This window comes from Streptomyces sp. Wb2n-11, assembly GCF_001049855.1.
Classification (GTDB): domain Bacteria; phylum Actinomycetota; class Actinomycetes; order Streptomycetales; family Streptomycetaceae; genus Streptomyces; species Streptomyces altiplanensis.
Genome location: NZ_CVPB01000001.1, coordinates 4,955,313 through 4,971,470 on the forward strand (window position 1 = coordinate 4,955,313; position 16,158 = coordinate 4,971,470).

The following is a 16,158-nucleotide window of genomic DNA, read 5'->3' on the forward strand; positions in this document are numbered from 1 at the left end:
TTAGAGTGCCTGTATGACCGACCTCGGATATGCACGTCATTGTGATGAAGTCGTCCGTCAGACCGACCTGTTGAGAGCCGTGCTGGTGGACGCCGACCTGACGGCGAAGGTGCCGACCTGTCCCGGATGGACTCTGGGCCACCTCGCACGCCATGTCGGCGGCGCGCACCGCTGGGTCGAGGCGATCGTACGGACGAAGGCTTCCGAGGCCGTCCCCGAGGACCAGGTGCCCGACTTCGCGGGCCCCGGGGACGCCGAACCGGCGGCCCTGGACGCATGGCTGGAAGAGGGCGCGCGGAAGGCCGTCGACGCGCTGCGCACGGCCGGGCCGGACGCCGAGGTGTGGTCCTGGAACGGGGACAACAGCACGGCCTTCTGGGCGCGCCGCATGGCCCACGAGACGGTGGTCCACCGCGCGGACGCGGCGATCGCCGCCGGGATCGTCTTCGAGGTGGATCCCGACGTCGCCTCGGACACCATCGACGAATGGCTGGAGATCGTCGCCTGGGTGCAGTCCACCGGCACCGACGAGCAGGTGAAGGAACTGCGGCGCGGCGGGGGCCGCTCCCTCCACCTCCACGCGACGGACGTGCCCGGCGCGGAGTGGCTGATCGAGTTCGGCGAGGACGGCTTCACCTGGCGCCGCGGCCACGAGAAGGCCACGGTCGCCCTGCGCGGTCCGCTCACCGACGTGCTCCAGGTCTTCTACCGCAGGCTGCCCGCCGACAGCGACCGGGTGGAGGTGCTGGGCGAGGCGCAGCTGCTGGACTTCTGGCTGGAGCGCTCCTCCTTCGGCTGAGCGCCGGGGCGAGGGGCACCCGGCGCAGGCCGGGTCGCCCCAGCACAACGGCCCCCCGCCCGGAAGGCGCATTCCAGGGGTCGTTGCAACACAAGTTGATCAACTGGCTGTCGCCAGGAGCTTAGCGAGACGCTCGGCTGGGGTTTCCCAGCCGAGCGTTTTGCGTGGTCGGCTGTTCAGCTCAGCCGCGACGGCGTCCAGCTCCTCACGGGTGTAGCGGGCCAGGTCGGTGCCCTTGGGGAAGTACTGCCGCAGCAGGCCGTTGGTGTTCTCGTTCGAGCCGCGCTGCCAGGGACTTCCCGGGTCGCAGAAGAAGACCGGCATGTCGGTGGCGATGCTGAACTCCGTGTGCAGGTGCATCTCGGAGCCCTGGTCCCAGGTGAGGGAGCGTCTGAGCTGGGCGGGCAGGGTCGAGACGGTCTCGATCAGCGCGTCCCGCATCTGTGAGGGCCGGCGGCCGTCGGGCAGGTGCACCAGGGTGACGAAGCGGCTGGAGCGCTCCACCAGCGTGCCGATCGCGGACTTGTGGGCCTTGCCGATGATGAGGTCGCCCTCCCAGTGCCCGGGGACAGCCCGGTCGGCTGCCTCGGCAGGCCGGTCGCTGATCATCACCATGTCCCTGGCCATGCGTGGCTGGCGCCGGTAGGACTGCCGGTGAGGCCGGCGCATTGTGCGGCCCGTGCGCAGTGCCTTGGCCAGCTCCCGGCGCAGGTCGCCGCGGCCTTGGACGTAGAGGGCCTGGTAGACGGTTTCGTGGGTCACGTGCATCTCCGGCCGGTCGGGGAAGCGTGCCCGCAGAGCCTGGCAGATCTGCTCGGGGCTCCAGCGCCGTTCGAGGTGGTGCTGGATGAAGTCCCGCAGCTCCGGGTTCTGGCCGATCTTGCCCGGCTTCGGCCGAGGCCGGCGGGCGTCGGCACGGGACTGGGCGGCGTGCGGCCGGTAGGCCCACCGAGAGGCGTCCCCGCGCAGTGGCATGCCGTTGCGGCGTATCTCCCGACTGATGGTGGAAGGGCTCCGGCCCAGCTCAGAAGCTATCTGCCGGATCGACGCCTTCTCTCGCAGGCGGTCGGCGATGTGGATGCGGTCGGCCGCGCGCAGATACCGCGACGAGCCGTCAGAGCTGAGCGGCCGACGGATCGGCGGTGCACCGCGCGTGCTTCCCGTGGCCTGGCGTCCGTTGCGCCACCGCTTCCCGGTGCGCCGGTTGATGCCGACGATCCGGCAAGCCTCCATGCTGCTGACGCCCTGGTCCATGAGCCGGAAGTATTCCTCCCGCTCACGGACCAGGGCCCTACGGCCTGGAGCCTGCCCCCGGTCCTCCCGAATCTTGAAGTCCATCGCATCCCCTGAACTGGGGTGTTGCGACGACCACTAGAACGGAAGGAAGGGGCGGGGGGCCGTTGTGCTGGGGCGGGGCGTGTGGCGTCAGCCGCGCTGGATGCCGGTGGTGTCCTGGAGGACACCGCGGCGGCCGTCCTGCGTCTGGGCGACCAGACCGGGACCGCGCTGCTCCACCGCCAGGTACCAGGTGCCGGGCGCGAGTTCGGCGATCGGCGTCGGCGAACCGTCCTCGGCGTACAGCGGACGGGCGACCGGCACCGCGAACCAGAACGGCGCGAAGTCGGAGGCCGGCGCGCCGCCCTGCTGCTGCCCCTGCGGGGCCGGGGTCTGCTGCGCCTGCGGCTGGCCGCCGTACGACTGCTGCTGACCGGGGCCGGGCTGGCCCGGCTGACCGCCGTAGGGCTGCTGCTGGGCGCCGGGGTAGCCGTAGCCGCCGGGGCCCGGCTGACCGGGCTGGCCGCCGTACGGCTGCGCGACCTGCGGCTTCGGGGCACCCATGAGCGGGGCCTTGAGGGCCGGGACGAGCGGGGCCGCGACGGCGGCGGCGGCGAGCACGAGGGTGGCCAGCAGACCGAGGATCATACCGGCGCCCGCGTCACCGGGCATGTCGATGAGCGTCCAGAAGGCCGTCCACAGCGCGAAGACGGCGAAGGCCACCCCGAACTGCCCGAGGTCCAGACCAGCGACCTTGCGCCCCGGCATGGCGCGGCTGAGGATGATCAGCGCCGCGGCGATGACACCGGCGAGGAACATGCTCATCAGCAGGCCCAGCGAGTCCCACGCACTGGGTGACGAGGACGAACTCGGGCAGAACTCGCCACTGCATTCGGGCACGGAGACAAGGCTGAGGAACGAGGCGATGAACAGCACCACCGCTGCTCCGATCACCACGCCGTCGCCTCGAGTGAGGGAGCGGATGTTCACTTTGAAGGTCCTTAGTGGGTCGACTCGTCGGGGCGGCACAGTGCGAAGCTCGGGGGAAGCTCCCCATCGTACGGATGAATGTATCGTCCCCCCGGCAGGGTCGGCCGCCGGGTATCGGACCTACCCCTTGAGGTAGCTGCCGATGCCGTCGGAGATTCCCCGCGCCGCCTTCTGACGCCAGCCGCCGCTTGCCAGCAGGGCCGCGTCCTTCGGGTCACGCATATTGCCGCATTCGACGAACACTTTCGGCACAGTCGTCAGATTGAGACCACCGAGATCCTCGCGCACGTCCAACGCCGTGCCGTCGCCCACGTAGTTGGAGGGCGCCATGCCGGTCGCCTGGACGAACTTCCCCGCGATGCGCGTGCCGAGTTCGCGCGAGGGGCCGACGATCTTCGCGGTGTCCGCGGCGCCGGCCTTCACTGCGGCGGGCAGGATCACGTGGAAGCCGCGGTTGCCGACCGCCGAGCCGTCGGCGTGGACGGAGACGACGGCGTCGGCCTTCGCCTCGTTGCCGATACGGGCGCGCTCGTCGACGCAGGGGCCGTACGGACGGTCGTCGTTCTGCACCAGCGCGACCGTCGCGCCCTGCTCTTCCAGGAGAGCGCGCAGGCGGCGCGAGACGTCGAGGGTGAACGCGGCCTCGGTGTAACCGTCGTTGGTGGACGTGCCGGTGGTGTCGCACTCCTTGCGGTGCGTTCCGACGTCGACGGTCTTGTTGATTTCTTTCGTATGGCGGAAGTTGCCGGGGTTGTGGCCGGGGTCGATCACCACGACCTTGCCGGTGAGCGGCCCGGCCCGGTCCGGCTTGTCGTCCTTCGGTCCGGACGGCGTGGATGTCGGGGCGGTCGTGGGCGTGGGCGTGGGCGCCGGCTTCGAGGCGGTCGCCGTCGCGGACCGGCTCTTGTCGGGCAGCGGCATCACCGTCGGCCCGCCGTCGCCGGGGCCGCTCATCGCCTGCCACGCGAACCAGCCCGCCAGGGCGGCCGGCGCGAGCACGGCGACCGCGACGGCGAGGGCCCTGGGGCCGAAGAGGCGAGGAGGAGTGGGGGAAGGAGGCGAAGTGGGGGGCTGGCTGTCGTACGACACGCGGCGATGCTATCCGGGCCGGTCAGATCCCCGAGGATGTACGACGCAGGACGCGCAGCGAGTCGGTCACGGAGATCTCGGTGAAGGCACCGGACGCGAGGGCGCGCTGATGCACGCGGTACGGGGCCTGGCCGCCGTCCGCCGGGTCCGGGAAGACGTCGTGGATGGCGAGCAGCCCGCCGGCCGCGACGTGGGGGGCCCAGCCCTCGTAGTCGCCGTTCGCGTGCTCGTCGGTGTGTCCGCCGTCGATGAAGACGAGGCCGACCTCACCGCCCCAGACGGCCGCGACCTGCGGCGAACGCCCGACGATCGCCACCACGTGGTCTTCGAGGCCCGCCTTGTGGAGGGTCCGGCGGAAGGTGGGCAGGGTGTCCATCAGGCCGACCTCCGGGTCCACGACCGTCGGATCGTGGTACTCCCAGCCCGGCTGCTGCTCCTCACTGCCCCGGTGGTGGTCGACGGTCACGGCGACCGTGCCGGCCTCGCGGGCGGCGTCGGCGAGGAGGATCGTGGAGCGTCCGCAGTACGTGCCGACCTCCAACAGCGGAAGCCCGAGCGCGGCGGCCTCGGTGGCGGCGGCGTACAGGGCGAGCCCCTCGCGTACCGGCATGAAGCCCTTGGCGGCGGCGAAGGCGGCGAGCGTCTCCGGCTTGGGAGCGGCGGCGGCCATGGGGTTCTCCTACTGGTCGGTACGTACGGGCCGCCCATTATCGCTTCACGTCGTTCCCGGGCCGTTGCACCGCCCTGCCTCCGGGCCGCGGACAGCCAGTTGTGTGATTCGCGTCACCGGAGTGTGGTGATGTGATTACGCTCGGCTACGTACCGAACCGAACGCCGCACGGCGTCAGCTTGGGGGGACCGTCCCATGGTCAACATCCGCGACCTCGATCCCGGCGCTTCGCCGCTGGACTACTACGGATCGGAACTGCGCCGCCTGCGGGAGGAGGCCGGCCTGAACCAGGGGGAGCTGGGAGGCTGCGTCTTCTGCACGGGCTCGCTGGTCGGGCAGATCGAGACGGCGAGGAAGGTGCCGACCCGCGACTTCTCGGAGCGCGTGGACGCGGCGCTGGGGACGGGCGGGGTGTTCTCGCGACTGGTGGGGCTGGTGCTGCGGAGTCAGCTGCCGACGTGGTTCCAGGCGTACGCGGAGATGGAGGCGAAGGCGGCGTACATCTCGTCGTTCCAGGCCCAGCTGGTTGATGGGCTGCTCCAGACGCAGGAGTACGCACGGGCCGTGCTGGGAGTGCGTACCGAGGGCGATCTCGATGCGAAGGTCGCAGCCCGTATGGAACGGCAACGCATCCTGGAACGGGAGCAGCCGCCCTTGATCTGGGTGGTGCTGAGTGAGGCCGTACTGCACCAGGAGATCGGCGGCCGGGAGGTCATGCGGCACCAACTCGCCCATCTGCTGGAGGTGCAGGGGCGGGAGTGGGTGAAGGCGCAGATCCTGCCCTTCACGGCCGGTGAGCATGCGGGACTGATGGGCTCGTTCAATCTTCTACGGTTTGAGGACGACCCGGACATCGTCTACACCGAGGACTTCGTCCAGGGCCATATGACGGCCAATTCGCAAGCCTTCAGGGAGGGTTCGCTCCGTTACGATCATTTGCAGGCCGCCGCGCTCTCCGTGGAGGATTCGGCAGCGCTGATCGCCCGCGTAATGGAGGAGCGTTATGGGAACGAACCGGAACCTGACGGGCGCGCGGTGGCGTAAGTCGTCGTACAGCGGTGACACCGGCGGCCAGTGCGTCGAGTGCGCCCCCCTCGGCGCCACCGCTTGGCGCAAGGCGTCGTACAGCGGTGACACCGGCGGCCAGTGCGTCGAGTGCGCCCCCCTCGGCGCCACCGCTTGGCGCAAGGCGTCGTACAGCGGTGACACGGGCGGGGACTGCGTCGAGATCGCCGCCCAGCCCTGCCGCATCGCAGTCCGCGACTCCAAGAACCCCGGAGGACCCGCCTTCACCGTCGCGCCCTCCGCCTTCGCGGCCTTCGTGGCGGCGGCGGCCGACGGCGCGGTCTAGTCCGCCGGGCGGGGCCGGCGGACAGTACGGCCCCGCCCGGTGAGTCAGGGCGTGGCGCCCGGGTTGCGGGATGTGGCGAGGGGGCGAAAGGTGGTTCTTATAACGCCTGTACACCGTTGAGGTAGGGATCTCCGGTGACCCTGAGCCGCCGGGACCACGTCCGCAAGGGCAAGGCGACACATCACAAGTGCATCTGGAACCATCATGGCCAGAACCGCCCGACGGCGAATCCCCCGCATTGTTGGCGCGTCCTGCTTGACTGCCGCGCTCGCACTTCCAGTAGGCATGGGCACTGCTGTGGCAGCGCCTGATGCCCTCACTCACGTTACGGCGATGGCGGGGCCTCCCGACCCCCGGACCCGCCACCGCAGCCGGAGCAGCAGGACCCGCCACCGCAGCAGGAGCAGCAGGATCCCCCTCCCCAGCAGGAGCAGCAGGACCCGCCACCGCAGCAGGAGCAGAATCAGCAGGAGCAGAATCAGCAGGAGCAGAACCAGCAGGAACAGAATCAGCAGGAACAGAACCAGCAGGAACAGAACCAGCAGGAACAGAACCAGCAGGAACAGAACCAGCAGGAACAGAACCAGCAGCAGCAACTGAAGCAGTTGAACACGCCTGAGGAGCAGAAGAAAGTCCAGGATCAGGTAGGGGACGCACCGCAGCAGGTGAGGGCCAACCTGGACAAGGTGCTGACCGAGGCGCTGAAGATAATCAACAGCCCGACCGCATCGAATGTGGACAAGGAGATATACGCAGCCATTGTGGCCGATATCAGCAGAACGCTGAACGTCATCGACGACCCGAATACGTCGGCAGAGGACAAGGCCACGTACACGAAGTTCCTGGCCGGGATCACCGGAGCGCTGCAAATAGCCCAGGATCCGAAGAAGTCGGCGAACGACCGGGCCGTGTACAGGGATATAGCCGATGACCTTGCCATTTGGGTGACGGTCATGCAATCCCCCGAGACGAAGCCTGCGGACAAGGCGTACTACAAGGCGCGGGTGGAGCTGCTCAGCGACGCACTGGCGAAGCTCGCGAAGGGGGAGGTGAAGAAGCCGGAGCAACAGAAGAAGATCGAGACGGGCGTGAAGAAGACCCTCGACGCGCTGAAGGCAATTCAGAACCCGAACACGAAGCCGGAGAATCCGCAGGATCAGGACAGCATCAAGCAGGTCGTCGAGAGGAACAGCGAAGCACTGGTGACAGCCCAGAACCCGGATGCGTCGGAGCAGGAGCGGAATGACGCGCAGGCAACGGTGGACCAGCTGGCCGGCGCCTCCCAGAATTCCCAGTTCCAGGAACTCATGGAAGAAGTCAAGCGTCTCGGAGCACCCTCGGCCTGTGTCGAGGCGATAGAGAGCCGAACGAATGAGGCCGGCTGGCCGGACGGATCTCTCTGGGGCCTTTCTGACCCGTCGTGTGCCAATACGGTGGCTGCGGGTGCCAATGAAGGCGGCAAGTGGAGCGCGCTGTTCGAATGCGTGCAGAACGGCCCGTTCTCTGAATGTGTGGGCACCCTTCCCAAAGAGTAAAGCCACGAGGCCGGTTCCAGACTCCGGGTAGGCCGCGAGAAGGCCCTCCGCGACGAATTCACAGTGGGCCTTCTTCCGCTCGGGCCTTCGGTGACGTGGCGTGTGAACACAGGGAGCGATACGGCGCGGCTGTGGCTCGGCGTCAGGCTCGCCACTGCCTCATACGGTTGACGAGCCGCTCGCCCTCCGCCCGTCGGCTGCCCTCGGAATTCACCTCACCGCAGCATCGACCGCTCCGTGGGCGCCAGCCGTAGCCGCTGCGGGGCCCTGGCCCACCGTTTCGAAAGGGTCGGCAGCACCCCCTCGCGCCAGCGTTCCGAACGCCGCAGGCGGTTCAGGTGGTCGTCGATGTAGCCTTCGCCGGCGAAACGCGCGAACCATACGAAGACCTCCTCGTCCGTCCGTACCGGTAGCGCCGGGAAGGTGTTCGGGGCGTGCTCCGACCGCAGGTACGCCAGTGGTTCGCCGCCGGTCTCGGCCAGGACGGGCCGTACCCGCTGCTCGAAGAACTCGACGAACGCGGTGTCGAACGGACCGTGGCCGTACCAGATCGTGGCGAGGACCAGCGGTGGTGGCGATGACGGCGGCCATGCCGCCGGTTCGCCGGGGGCTCGCCGGGCGGCGGCCGGGACGGGGAACCCGCCGCGCGCCGAGGCCGGCCGCAGCAGCAGGACGTCGTCGGAGTCGGCCATCGTCGCGTTGGCCCGGTCGCGGTGCGCCTGCCAGACCGGCCCGCCGTAGAAGCGCTCCAGTGCCTCGGCGCGGCTCGGCATGTCGTCGAAGCCGCGGAGCCAGACGAACCGGTCGGGGGCGTCCAGGTCGCGGAACTGCCCCAGGACGGTCATGCCCATTGCCTCTTGGGGCTCGACGAACTCCCGGTCGAACAGGTCGATCAGTACGTCCCGCTGCCCTGGGCGCAGGGTGTACTGCCGCAGTTCGACGACCGGACACCGTAAGGGTTTCAACAGTCTCGCTCCTCGTTCAGTTGCTGGAACAGTCTTTGTTACAACAAGCGGTATGCGGCACGGCGACCGCCCGGCCACCGGCCTGACGGCTAGTTCACCAGCGTCTCGCGCAGTACGTCGGCGATCGACGTGCCCGCCAGCTCCCGCCGCATGGCCTGCTCGGCCCGGTCGTAGACCTCGCCCAGAGCGGGCCGGATGCCCCGGCCGACCGGACACTCCAGGTTGGGCTCGGTGCGGTGCAGGCCGAACGGCGGCTGCGCGCCGACGGCGTCGTGCACTTCGAGCAGGGTGATTTCCTCCGGCCCGCGGGCCAGGCTCCAGCCCGCGCCGGCGCCGTGGCGGACCTCCACCAGACCGGCTCGCCGCAGGTCACCGAGGCTGCGCCGGATGATCACGGGGTTGGTGTTGACGCTGGCCGCGACCTGCTCCGAGGTGAGCACCTCCTGGCCGCGGCGCTGCGCCAGTGCCAGCCAGGCCAGTGCGTGCGTCGCGATGGTCAATCGGCTGTTCGCCGCCATTGCTTCCTCCTTGCTGCAACAGCTTCTGTTACAGGCGCGTCCGCAGTCAAGACACGTCAACCGCCCGGAGCCCGGCGCGGCGCGGAGAGCGTGAGGCGTGAGGCGTGAGGCGTGAAAGCAGCTGGTACCGCCCGCAGTTGGATCAGCCCAGAGACGCGAGCGTGAAGTGCCGCACCCGAAGTGGTGCCACGAGGTGCTCGTCCTCGCCCGGCAGGACCACGGGCTGGTCACGCCAGTTCTCGCCGGCGTAGCCGGCCAGGTCCTGCTCGCCGCGCCAGCGGCTGACGTACAGCAGCGAGTCGGGCGGCGCGAGCAGTACCTCGTGGTCCACCAGCCCCGGGTAGCGGCTGGGAAACTCGCGTACCGCCGGGACGATCATGTCGCGGAACGCCTCGAAACGTTCAGGACGTGCGCGTGCTTCACTCACCCTGATGATCAAGGCCGTCAGGGTGTCACGCCGGCAGACGCGGCGTCACCCCCTGTTCGCACCGCGCGTTCCGGCGGCCCTCGCCCCCCGCCCCGGCCGGCACCCGGAATCCAGGCCGTCACCTCCCCCTTTCAGCAGCTCGGCGACCGCGCGAACTCCTGACGCCCCGCCAGAGAGGCCCAGGGCTGCGGGCGTACGCCGATGGCAGGATGTACGGGCCGACAGGCACCTGGGACCATGACACCCATGGTCCAGCCGCACACAGACACCGAGCCCGCCCGCGCCTCCTCCCGCCCACCGCGCCCCCTGCGGACCTGGACCGTGGTCCTGGCAGCCTGCGCGGGGCAGTTCCTCGTCGTCCTCGACGTCTCCGTCGTCAACGTCGCGCTGCCCTCGATGCGCGCGGACCTCGGGCTGAGCGCGATCGGCCTGCAATGGGTGGTCAACGCGTACTCGATCGCCTTCGCCGGGTTCATGCTCCTCGGCGGGCGCGCCGCCGACCTGTTCGGCCGCAAGCGGACCTTCCTGACCGGGCTCGGCCTGTTCACCGCCGCGTCCCTCGCGGGCGGGCTCGCGCAGGAGGACTGGCACCTGCTGGCCGCCCGCGCGGTGCAGGGACTCGGTGCGGCGGTGCTGGCGCCCGCGACGCTCACCATCCTCACCTCGGCCGTCCCCGAGGGACCCGCCAGGACACGGGCCATAGGGACGTGGTCGGCGGTCGGCGCGGGCGGCGGGGCCGCGGGCGGGCTCGTCGGCGGCGTACTGACGGACGCGCTGTCCTGGCGCTGGGTGCTGCTGATCAACGTGCCGGTCGGCGCGCTGGTCCTGGCCGGCGCGGCCCTGTGGCTCGTCGAGAGCCACTCCAGGGACGGCCGGCGCCTGGACCTGCCCGGCGCGCTGCTGGTCACGGCCGGGCTCGCGACCCTGGCGTACGGGATCGCGCAGACCGAGGCCGAGGGCTGGGCGGCGGCGGCCACCCTGGTCCCGCTGACCGCCGGGCCGGCCCTCCTCGGCGCCTTCGTGGCGGTGGAGGCGCGGACCGCGGCACCGCTGATGCCGCTGAAGTTCTTCCGGGTGCGGGCGGTCTCGGCGGCGAACGCGGCGATGTTCGTGAACGGCTCCGCGATGTTCTCCATGTGGTTCTTCATGACGCTGTACGCCCAGAACGTGCTGGGCTACACCCCGCTCGGCGCCGGGCTCGCCCTCGTCCCCAGCTCGCTGAGCATCGTCCTCGGCTCGAAGCTGGCCCCGCGCCTCATGGCCAGGGCCGGTGCCCGCCGGGTCGCGATCACCGGCGCCCTGATGGCGGCGGGCGGAATGGCGTGGCAGTCCACGATGAGCGCCGAAGGGACGTACCTCACGGCCGTCCTCGGCCCGGGCGTCCTGATGATGGCCGGTGCGGGCCTCGCCTCCACCCCGCTGGCCTCGCTCGCGACGTCGGGCGGCGAGCCGGGCGACGCCGGGCTCCTCTCGGGGATGATCAACACCTCCCGCACGATGGGCGGCGCGCTCGGCCTCGCGGTGCTGTCGACGGTCGCGGCGTCCAGGACGGCGGGCGAGGCGGGCGCGCAGGCGCTGACGGCGGGATACGCGCTGGCGTTCAGGGTGGGGGCGGGGGCGCTGCTCGCGGGGGTGGTGCTGATGCTGGTCTGGCTGCCGCGCCACCGCAGGAAGCAGGCGTAGCGCGGGAGAACGCGGGAGAACGCGGGAGAAGGGGTCAGAGCCAGCCCTGCTGCCTCGCCGCCCGTACCGCCTCCATGCGGTTGCGGGTGCCGGTCTTGCCGATCGCCGACGACAGGTAGTTCCGTACGGTCGACTCGGACAGATGCAGTTTCCCGGCGATGTCCGCGACGGTCGCCCCGTCCACCGCCGCGTTCAGTACGTCGCACTCGCGCGCGGTGAGCGGGCTGGGTCCGGAGCTGAGGGCGGCCGCCGCGAGCACCGGGTCGATGACGGTCTCGCCGGTCAGCACCCGCCGGATCGTCACCGCCAGCTCCTCCACCGGGCCGTCCTTGACCAGGAAGCCCGCCGCGCCGGACTCCATCGCGCGGCGCAGGTAGCCGGGCCTGCCGAAGGTGGTGAGGATCAGTACCCGGCAGTCGGGGGCCTGGTCGCGCAGCAGCGCGGCGGCGTCGAGCCCGCTGAGGCCCGGGAGCTCGGTGTCGAGGAGCGCCACGTCGGGGCGGGACATGAGGGCGGCGTCCACGATCTCGTCGCCCGCGGACACCTGGGCGACGACCTCGATGTCCGGTTCCAGGCCGAGCAGCAGGGCGAGGGCGCCGCGCATCATGCCCTGGTCCTCGGCGAGGAGGACTCTGATCATGGGGTGGGCTCCAGTTCTGGTTCCGGTTCGAGGTCGGTGCCCACGGGCAGTTCGGCGCTCACCGGGAAGCCGCCGCGGGCGGAGGGGCCGGCGTCGAGCGTGCCACCGGCCGCCGCGAGGCGTTCGGTGAGCCCTTTCAGGCCCGCGCCGCCGGCGCCGGTGGCGGGCTGCCCGGAGCTTACGCCGCGGCCGTTGCCAGTGATCTTCACATGGACGCGTTCGGGCGAGCTGTCCACCACGATCTCGCAGCGGTCCGCTCCACTGTGCCGCACGGCGTCGGTGACGGCCTCCCGTACCACCCATCCGAGCAGCGCCTCCGTCTGCGGGACAGGGGCGGCCCCGTACGTCGACGTCGACGTCGAAGGGGACGAGGCTACCGCCGGCCGCGCGCCTGAGGCGGTCGCCGCTGTCGTCGGCGACGATCCGGCCCCGGTCGACGACGACGATGCGGTCGGCGTTGTCGTCGGCCTCCTCCAGGTAGTGGGTGGAGAAGAGCACGGTGTTGCCGCGGCCGACGTAGGCCCGCATCGACTCCCAGAAGGCGCGCCTGGCCTCCACGTCGAGGGCGGCGGTCGGCTCGTCCGGGACGACCAGTTCGGGGGAGCCCGCGAGGGCGACGGCGAGGCGGACGCGCTGTGTCCGGCCGCCGGAGAGCTTGTCGACCCGGCGGTTCCCGAACTCGCCCAGCCCGGCGAGGTCCAGCGCCTCGGCGACCGGCATCGGGCCCGGGTAGGTGCTCGCCACGAACGCGACCAGCTCACGCACCGTCACCCGCGGAACCGGCCGGCCGTCCTGGAGCATCGCCCCGACCCGTCCGGCCCGTACCGCCCGCGCCGGGCTGTCCCCGAAGAGGAGGACCCGGCCCTCGTCGGGCTCGTCGAGGCCGAGCGGCAGCGAGAGGGCGGTCGACTTGCCCGCCCCGTTGCGGCCGAGCAGCGCGACGGTCTCGCCGCGCCGGATCTCCAGTCCGATCCCGTCCAGGGCACGTACCGCGCCGAAGCTCTTGACCGCCCCCGCGAAGCTCACCGCGGGTCCGTCGTCCCTTGTCGTCGTCATGCGGACGACGTTATGGAGCGGGGGCGGTGTCCCGGCAGATGCGCTTGTACGGACCGGGCCGGGACAAATGTACTGACGCGGCGGCCGCGCCCCGGTTTGCGGGCCCGAACGCCGGACGGGCCCGGTTTCCCGGGCCCGTCCGATGCTCTTGGACACGCGTGGAGCGCGCCTGACGCCGCGCCTACGGGCGGCGGTGGCGGCCGTGGGCCGGAGCGCTCGAATCCTCCGTCGTGGCCGCGCCCCCTCGGTGCTTTCCGGAGCGGCCGGCGGCGTCCCGTTCGGCGGCCGAAGGCTGCGGCCGCGTCTGGATCGTGTCGGTTCGGGCTTCAGACATGGTGGGAGGTCCCCTGGAATCGCTGCGATCACTTTCAGGTGGTGCAAGGCCCGCCCCGCCGTCACCGTCGGCGTCCAGCCAAACGGCTGCGTAGCCCCGGGCCGAGTCTAACCAGGGGCCCCGCGCCCGGTGAGGGGCGCCTGCTGCAGCGGTACGGGCTTGCACACCACAGGAGTCTCCCCGGCCGCGAATGGTTCCCGACCTGCGCGTTCCGCTTGTGCGGTTTCGGTGATCACCACGTCTTCCGGGGCTTCGACGGAGGCCACCCCGCACGGCACCGCACCCGTCGCGTACGGCAGTCGCAGCACCCCCTCGCGCGTCCAGAGCCCGGCCCCCGCCAGCCACCCCGCCGGCGCCGCGAGGTGGTGCAGCCTGCGCCCGGAAGGACGCCACACCCCGACCCAGCTCCCCGCCGCCCCGTCGATCCGCAGCGCCACCGCGCAGTTCTCCGGCATCAGTTCCTGCCCCGGCTGCACCGCGAAAGGCGTCACCGCGCAGTCGGCGGGCCCCAGGCACTCGGGGAAGCGCACCGGGAGCATGCTCCCCAGCACGCCCCAGCCCAGCCGGTCGTGCCCCGGCGCGTCCGACCTGATCAGCAGCAGCCCGCTGTCCGCGTCGGCGAGCAGCAGCCGGTCGTTGCTGTCCTCCGCGATCTGGAGCAGCGGCGTCACCTCCCCGCCCCGCTCCAGGTCGACGGCCACCGTCTTCGTCACCCCGTCGGCCTCCCGGTCCAGGGCGAGCATCCGCCCCGCACGGTCGAGCCATACGCCCCCCGAGCAGCGCCCCGCGACCTCGGCGACGCGCTCGGGCCCGAAGGCGCCGCCCGCCACCAGCCATACGGTGGTGGACTCCCCGCCCACGGCCAGGGCGTACGCGCGACTGCCGTCCGGGGCCGGCGGCAGCAGCACGAGCCGCTCGCACTCGACCGCGCCGACGGGCAGCTCCCCGGTCCGCGGCCCCGTCGGATACAGCAGCGAGAAGGAGTGCCGTCCGCCGCCACCGCCGAAGAAGTGCGAGGCGCCGCCGTGGCGCCGGTGGATCAGCACCCGCCCGTCCGCCAGCGGCAGCAGCCCGGTGTCCGGCTCCTCGGGCTGGTCGGCGGGGAGCGGCACGGCGTAGGGCTCGGGTCCGTCGAGCGTCCACCGCTCGGGGAACCGCGCGTCCCCCTCGCCCGCCAGCCGCGCGCCGTAGGAACCGTCAGCGGCGATCGTGAACACCACCGCGCCCAGCGCGTCGCCGTCAGCGGCGGTCTCGATGGCAGGGGCCGTCATCGTCAGTCACCTCCGGTGACCGAAGCTAGTTTTCCCCTCCCTGCCGAACAGCACGAGACCGTGCACTTCACACATAAGGGTGGCCATCGCCCGGTTCGGCTGAGGGGGCGGGGCGGGTGTGCTGGGGGGATGCGCCGGGGGTTGTGCGTGAGGCATGCCCGACCGAGGCCGCCGAGAAGAAGGCGGAGCGGTCCGGCACCGGCACCGGCGCCGGGAAGCCCGCCCTCTCGACGGTCCGCTGCCTCCCTGCCTCCCCGCCTCCCCGGCAGGATCCACCCGTACGCGAAGGTCTCCTTCATCGGCGCCGTCCGCGAGGACGCGGGCCTGCCGCGCCCGGCGAACCGGCGCATCAACGGCCTCGCCGCCGGGGTCGGCCCCGGGAGGATCGACGCGGCGGACGCCGACCGGATCCCCACCGGCGTCTACGGCGTCTACGGCGGCCCGAGGCCACCGGCCGGGACAAGGCCGGGGACAACGCCTTCCGGAAGCAGCTCGACGCCGTGAGGAACGGGCAGGCCGAGGACGTTCCGGACGAGACCCGGCCCCTCGGGCCCGGTGCGACCGCCGCCGGCCGGGTCCCCGACGGCCTGCGCGCGTATGCGGTCAAGTGGGGCCGGCCGGGCGGGCCGCCTACGCCATGGCGGGCGGGGCACGTGGCGCAGGTAACCTGTCTGCGTGCCCCGTCTGTCTGAAGTCATCGCCGCGCTCGACGCCCTCTGGCCCCCGGAGCGGGCCGAGAGCTGGGACGCGGTCGGTACGGTCTGCGGCGATCCCGACGCCGGGGTGAGCCGGGTCCTGTTCGCCGTCGACCCGGTCCAGGAGACCGTCGACGAAGCCGTGGAGCTCGGCGCGGACCTCCTCGTCACCCACCACCCCCTCTATCTGCGCGGTACGACGACGGTCGCGGCGTCCACCTTCAAGGGCCGCGCCGTGCACACCCTGATCAAGAACGACATTGCGCTGCACGTCGCCCACACCAACGCCGACAGCGCCGACCCCGGCGTCTCCGACGCCCTCGCGGGAGCGCTGGACCTGCGGGTCACCGGCCCCCTCGTCCCCGACCCCACCGACCCCACGGGCCGCCGGGGCCTCGGCCGCGTCTGTGAACTCGACCCGCCGGCCACCCTGGGCCACTTCGCCGCCCGCGTCGCCGCCCGGCTGCCCGCCACCGCGCAGGGCATCCGCGTCGCCGGCGACCCGGACGCGCTCATCAGCACCGTCGCCGTCAGCGGCGGCTCGGGCGACAGCCTCTTCGCCGACGTACGGGCCGCCGGCGTCGACGCCTTCGTCACGGCGGACCTGCGCCACCACCCGGCGTCCGAGGCCCGCGAGCAGACCCCCCTCGCGCTGATCGACGCCGCGCACTGGGCCACCGAATGGCCCTGGTGCGAGCAGGCCGCCGCACAGCTCGACGAGATCTCCGACCGCCGCGGGTGGGACCTGCGCGTCCACGTCTCGAAGACCGTCACCGACCCCTGGACCTCCCACCACGCCCCCACGACCGCCCTTCCGACGAGCGCCTCGCGCGCCCCCTTTGATCCTTCTGGAGCCCCAA

Annotated in this window: 15 protein-coding genes and 3 pseudogenes; 6 read left to right on the plus strand and 12 right to left on the minus strand. The window is 71.5% G+C overall.

Translation table 11 applies throughout. The annotated features are described in order from the left end of the window. Nucleotides 1-13: 13 nt before the first annotated feature. On the plus strand, nt 14-799 hold the full coding sequence (locus BN1555_RS22510) for a maleylpyruvate isomerase family mycothiol-dependent enzyme (protein WP_093801067.1): 786 nt from the start codon (nt 14-16) through the stop codon (nt 797-799). Nucleotides 800-898: 99 nt separating this feature from the next. On the opposite strand, the gene BN1555_RS22515 is transcribed toward BN1555_RS22510, so the two are convergent. The 4 genes from BN1555_RS22515 to BN1555_RS22530 all read right to left on the minus strand — a co-directional run bounded on the left by BN1555_RS22515 (nt 899) and on the right by BN1555_RS22530 (nt 4,823). Then, entirely contained in the window at nt 899-2,137 is a 1,239-nt protein-coding gene (locus BN1555_RS22515; RefSeq protein WP_093801068.1) for an IS30 family transposase, read from the minus strand. 87 nt (nt 2,138-2,224) lie between these two features. Continuing rightward, on the minus strand, nt 2,225-3,064 hold the full coding sequence (locus tag BN1555_RS22520; protein ID WP_093801069.1) for a DUF5336 domain-containing protein: 840 nt from the start codon (nt 3,062-3,064) through the stop codon (nt 2,225-2,227). 120 nt (nt 3,065-3,184) lie between these two features. Next, the gene (locus BN1555_RS22525; protein ID WP_255306127.1) at nt 3,185-4,153 is read right to left on the minus strand and encodes an N-acetylmuramoyl-L-alanine amidase; all 969 of its coding nucleotides are present in this window, start codon (nt 4,151-4,153) and stop codon (nt 3,185-3,187) included. A gap of 22 nt (nt 4,154-4,175) precedes the next feature. After that, complete coding sequence (locus BN1555_RS22530; protein ID WP_093801070.1) at nt 4,176-4,823, minus strand: class I SAM-dependent methyltransferase; 648 nt, start codon at nt 4,821-4,823, stop codon at nt 4,176-4,178. Nucleotides 4,824-5,018: 195 nt separating this feature from the next. Here BN1555_RS22530 and BN1555_RS22535 point away from each other — a divergent pair, with 195 nt between their 5' ends. Beyond that, nucleotides 5,019-5,867 carry a helix-turn-helix domain-containing protein gene (locus BN1555_RS22535; RefSeq protein ID WP_093801071.1) on the plus strand — a complete coding sequence of 283 codons (849 nt, stop codon included), beginning with the start codon at nt 5,019-5,021 and terminating at the stop codon, nt 5,865-5,867. Next, on the plus strand, nt 5,827-6,174 hold the full coding sequence (locus BN1555_RS22540; protein WP_093801072.1) for a DUF397 domain-containing protein: 348 nt from the start codon (nt 5,827-5,829) through the stop codon (nt 6,172-6,174). The genes BN1555_RS22535 and BN1555_RS22540 overlap by 41 nt, the downstream gene beginning before the upstream one ends. A 320-nt stretch (nt 6,175-6,494) precedes the next feature. Here BN1555_RS22540 and BN1555_RS39095 read toward each other — a convergent pair whose 3' ends face one another. Next, entirely contained in the window at nt 6,495-6,770 is a 276-nt protein-coding gene (locus BN1555_RS39095) for a hypothetical protein (protein WP_176710101.1), read from the minus strand. A 9-nt stretch (nt 6,771-6,779) separates the two neighbouring features. On the opposite strand from BN1555_RS39095, the gene BN1555_RS22550 reads away from it, so the two are divergent. After that, nucleotides 6,780-7,709 carry a hypothetical protein gene (locus tag BN1555_RS22550; RefSeq protein WP_176710102.1) on the plus strand — a complete coding sequence of 310 codons (930 nt, stop codon included), beginning with the start codon at nt 6,780-6,782 and terminating at the stop codon, nt 7,707-7,709. Nucleotides 7,710-7,924: 215 nt separating this feature from the next. On the opposite strand, the gene BN1555_RS22555 is transcribed toward BN1555_RS22550, so the two are convergent. The 3 genes from BN1555_RS22555 to BN1555_RS22565 all read right to left on the minus strand — a co-directional run bounded on the left by BN1555_RS22555 (nt 7,925) and on the right by BN1555_RS22565 (nt 9,619). Continuing rightward, complete coding sequence (locus BN1555_RS22555) at nt 7,925-8,674, minus strand: NIPSNAP family protein (protein WP_093801074.1); 750 nt, start codon at nt 8,672-8,674, stop codon at nt 7,925-7,927. Nucleotides 8,675-8,763: 89 nt separating this feature from the next. Continuing rightward, complete coding sequence (locus tag BN1555_RS22560; protein WP_093801075.1) at nt 8,764-9,192, minus strand: Rrf2 family transcriptional regulator; 429 nt, start codon at nt 9,190-9,192, stop codon at nt 8,764-8,766. Nucleotides 9,193-9,334: 142 nt separating this feature from the next. After that, nucleotides 9,335-9,619 carry a hypothetical protein gene (locus BN1555_RS22565; protein ID WP_255306128.1) on the minus strand — a complete coding sequence of 95 codons (285 nt, stop codon included), beginning with the start codon at nt 9,617-9,619 and terminating at the stop codon, nt 9,335-9,337. Nucleotides 9,620-9,865: 246 nt separating this feature from the next. Here BN1555_RS22565 and BN1555_RS22570 point away from each other — a divergent pair, with 246 nt between their 5' ends. Further along, the gene (locus BN1555_RS22570; RefSeq protein ID WP_176710103.1) at nt 9,866-11,302 is read left to right on the plus strand and encodes an MFS transporter; all 1,437 of its coding nucleotides are present in this window, start codon (nt 9,866-9,868) and stop codon (nt 11,300-11,302) included. A gap of 34 nt (nt 11,303-11,336) precedes the next feature. On the opposite strand, the gene BN1555_RS22575 is transcribed toward BN1555_RS22570, so the two are convergent. The 4 genes and pseudogenes from BN1555_RS22575 to BN1555_RS22590 all read right to left on the minus strand — a co-directional run bounded on the left by BN1555_RS22575 (nt 11,337) and on the right by BN1555_RS22590 (nt 14,603). Next, nucleotides 11,337-11,942 (minus strand): response regulator transcription factor, encoded by a 606-nt coding sequence (locus BN1555_RS22575; RefSeq protein ID WP_093803568.1) that lies wholly within the window; start codon nt 11,940-11,942, stop codon nt 11,337-11,339. Further along, nucleotides 11,939-12,268 (minus strand): annotated as a pseudogene (locus BN1555_RS40515) (ATP-binding protein); the annotation flags it as partial. The pseudogene BN1555_RS40515 and the gene BN1555_RS22575, both read right to left, overlap by 4 nt. 28 nt (nt 12,269-12,296) lie before the next feature. Further along, nucleotides 12,297-12,968 (minus strand): annotated as a pseudogene (locus BN1555_RS22585) (ABC transporter ATP-binding protein); the annotation flags it as partial. Between the two features lie 471 nt (nt 12,969-13,439). Further along, nucleotides 13,440-14,603, minus strand: coding sequence for a hypothetical protein (locus tag BN1555_RS22590; protein ID WP_093801078.1), 1,164 nt, complete (start codon nt 14,601-14,603; stop codon nt 13,440-13,442). 675 nt (nt 14,604-15,278) lie between these two features. On the opposite strand from BN1555_RS22590, the pseudogene BN1555_RS22595 reads away from it, so the two are divergent. Beyond that, a pseudogene (locus tag BN1555_RS22595) lies at nt 15,279-16,127 on the plus strand (Nif3-like dinuclear metal center hexameric protein); the annotation flags it as partial. Nucleotides 16,128-16,158 lie beyond the last annotated feature (31 nt).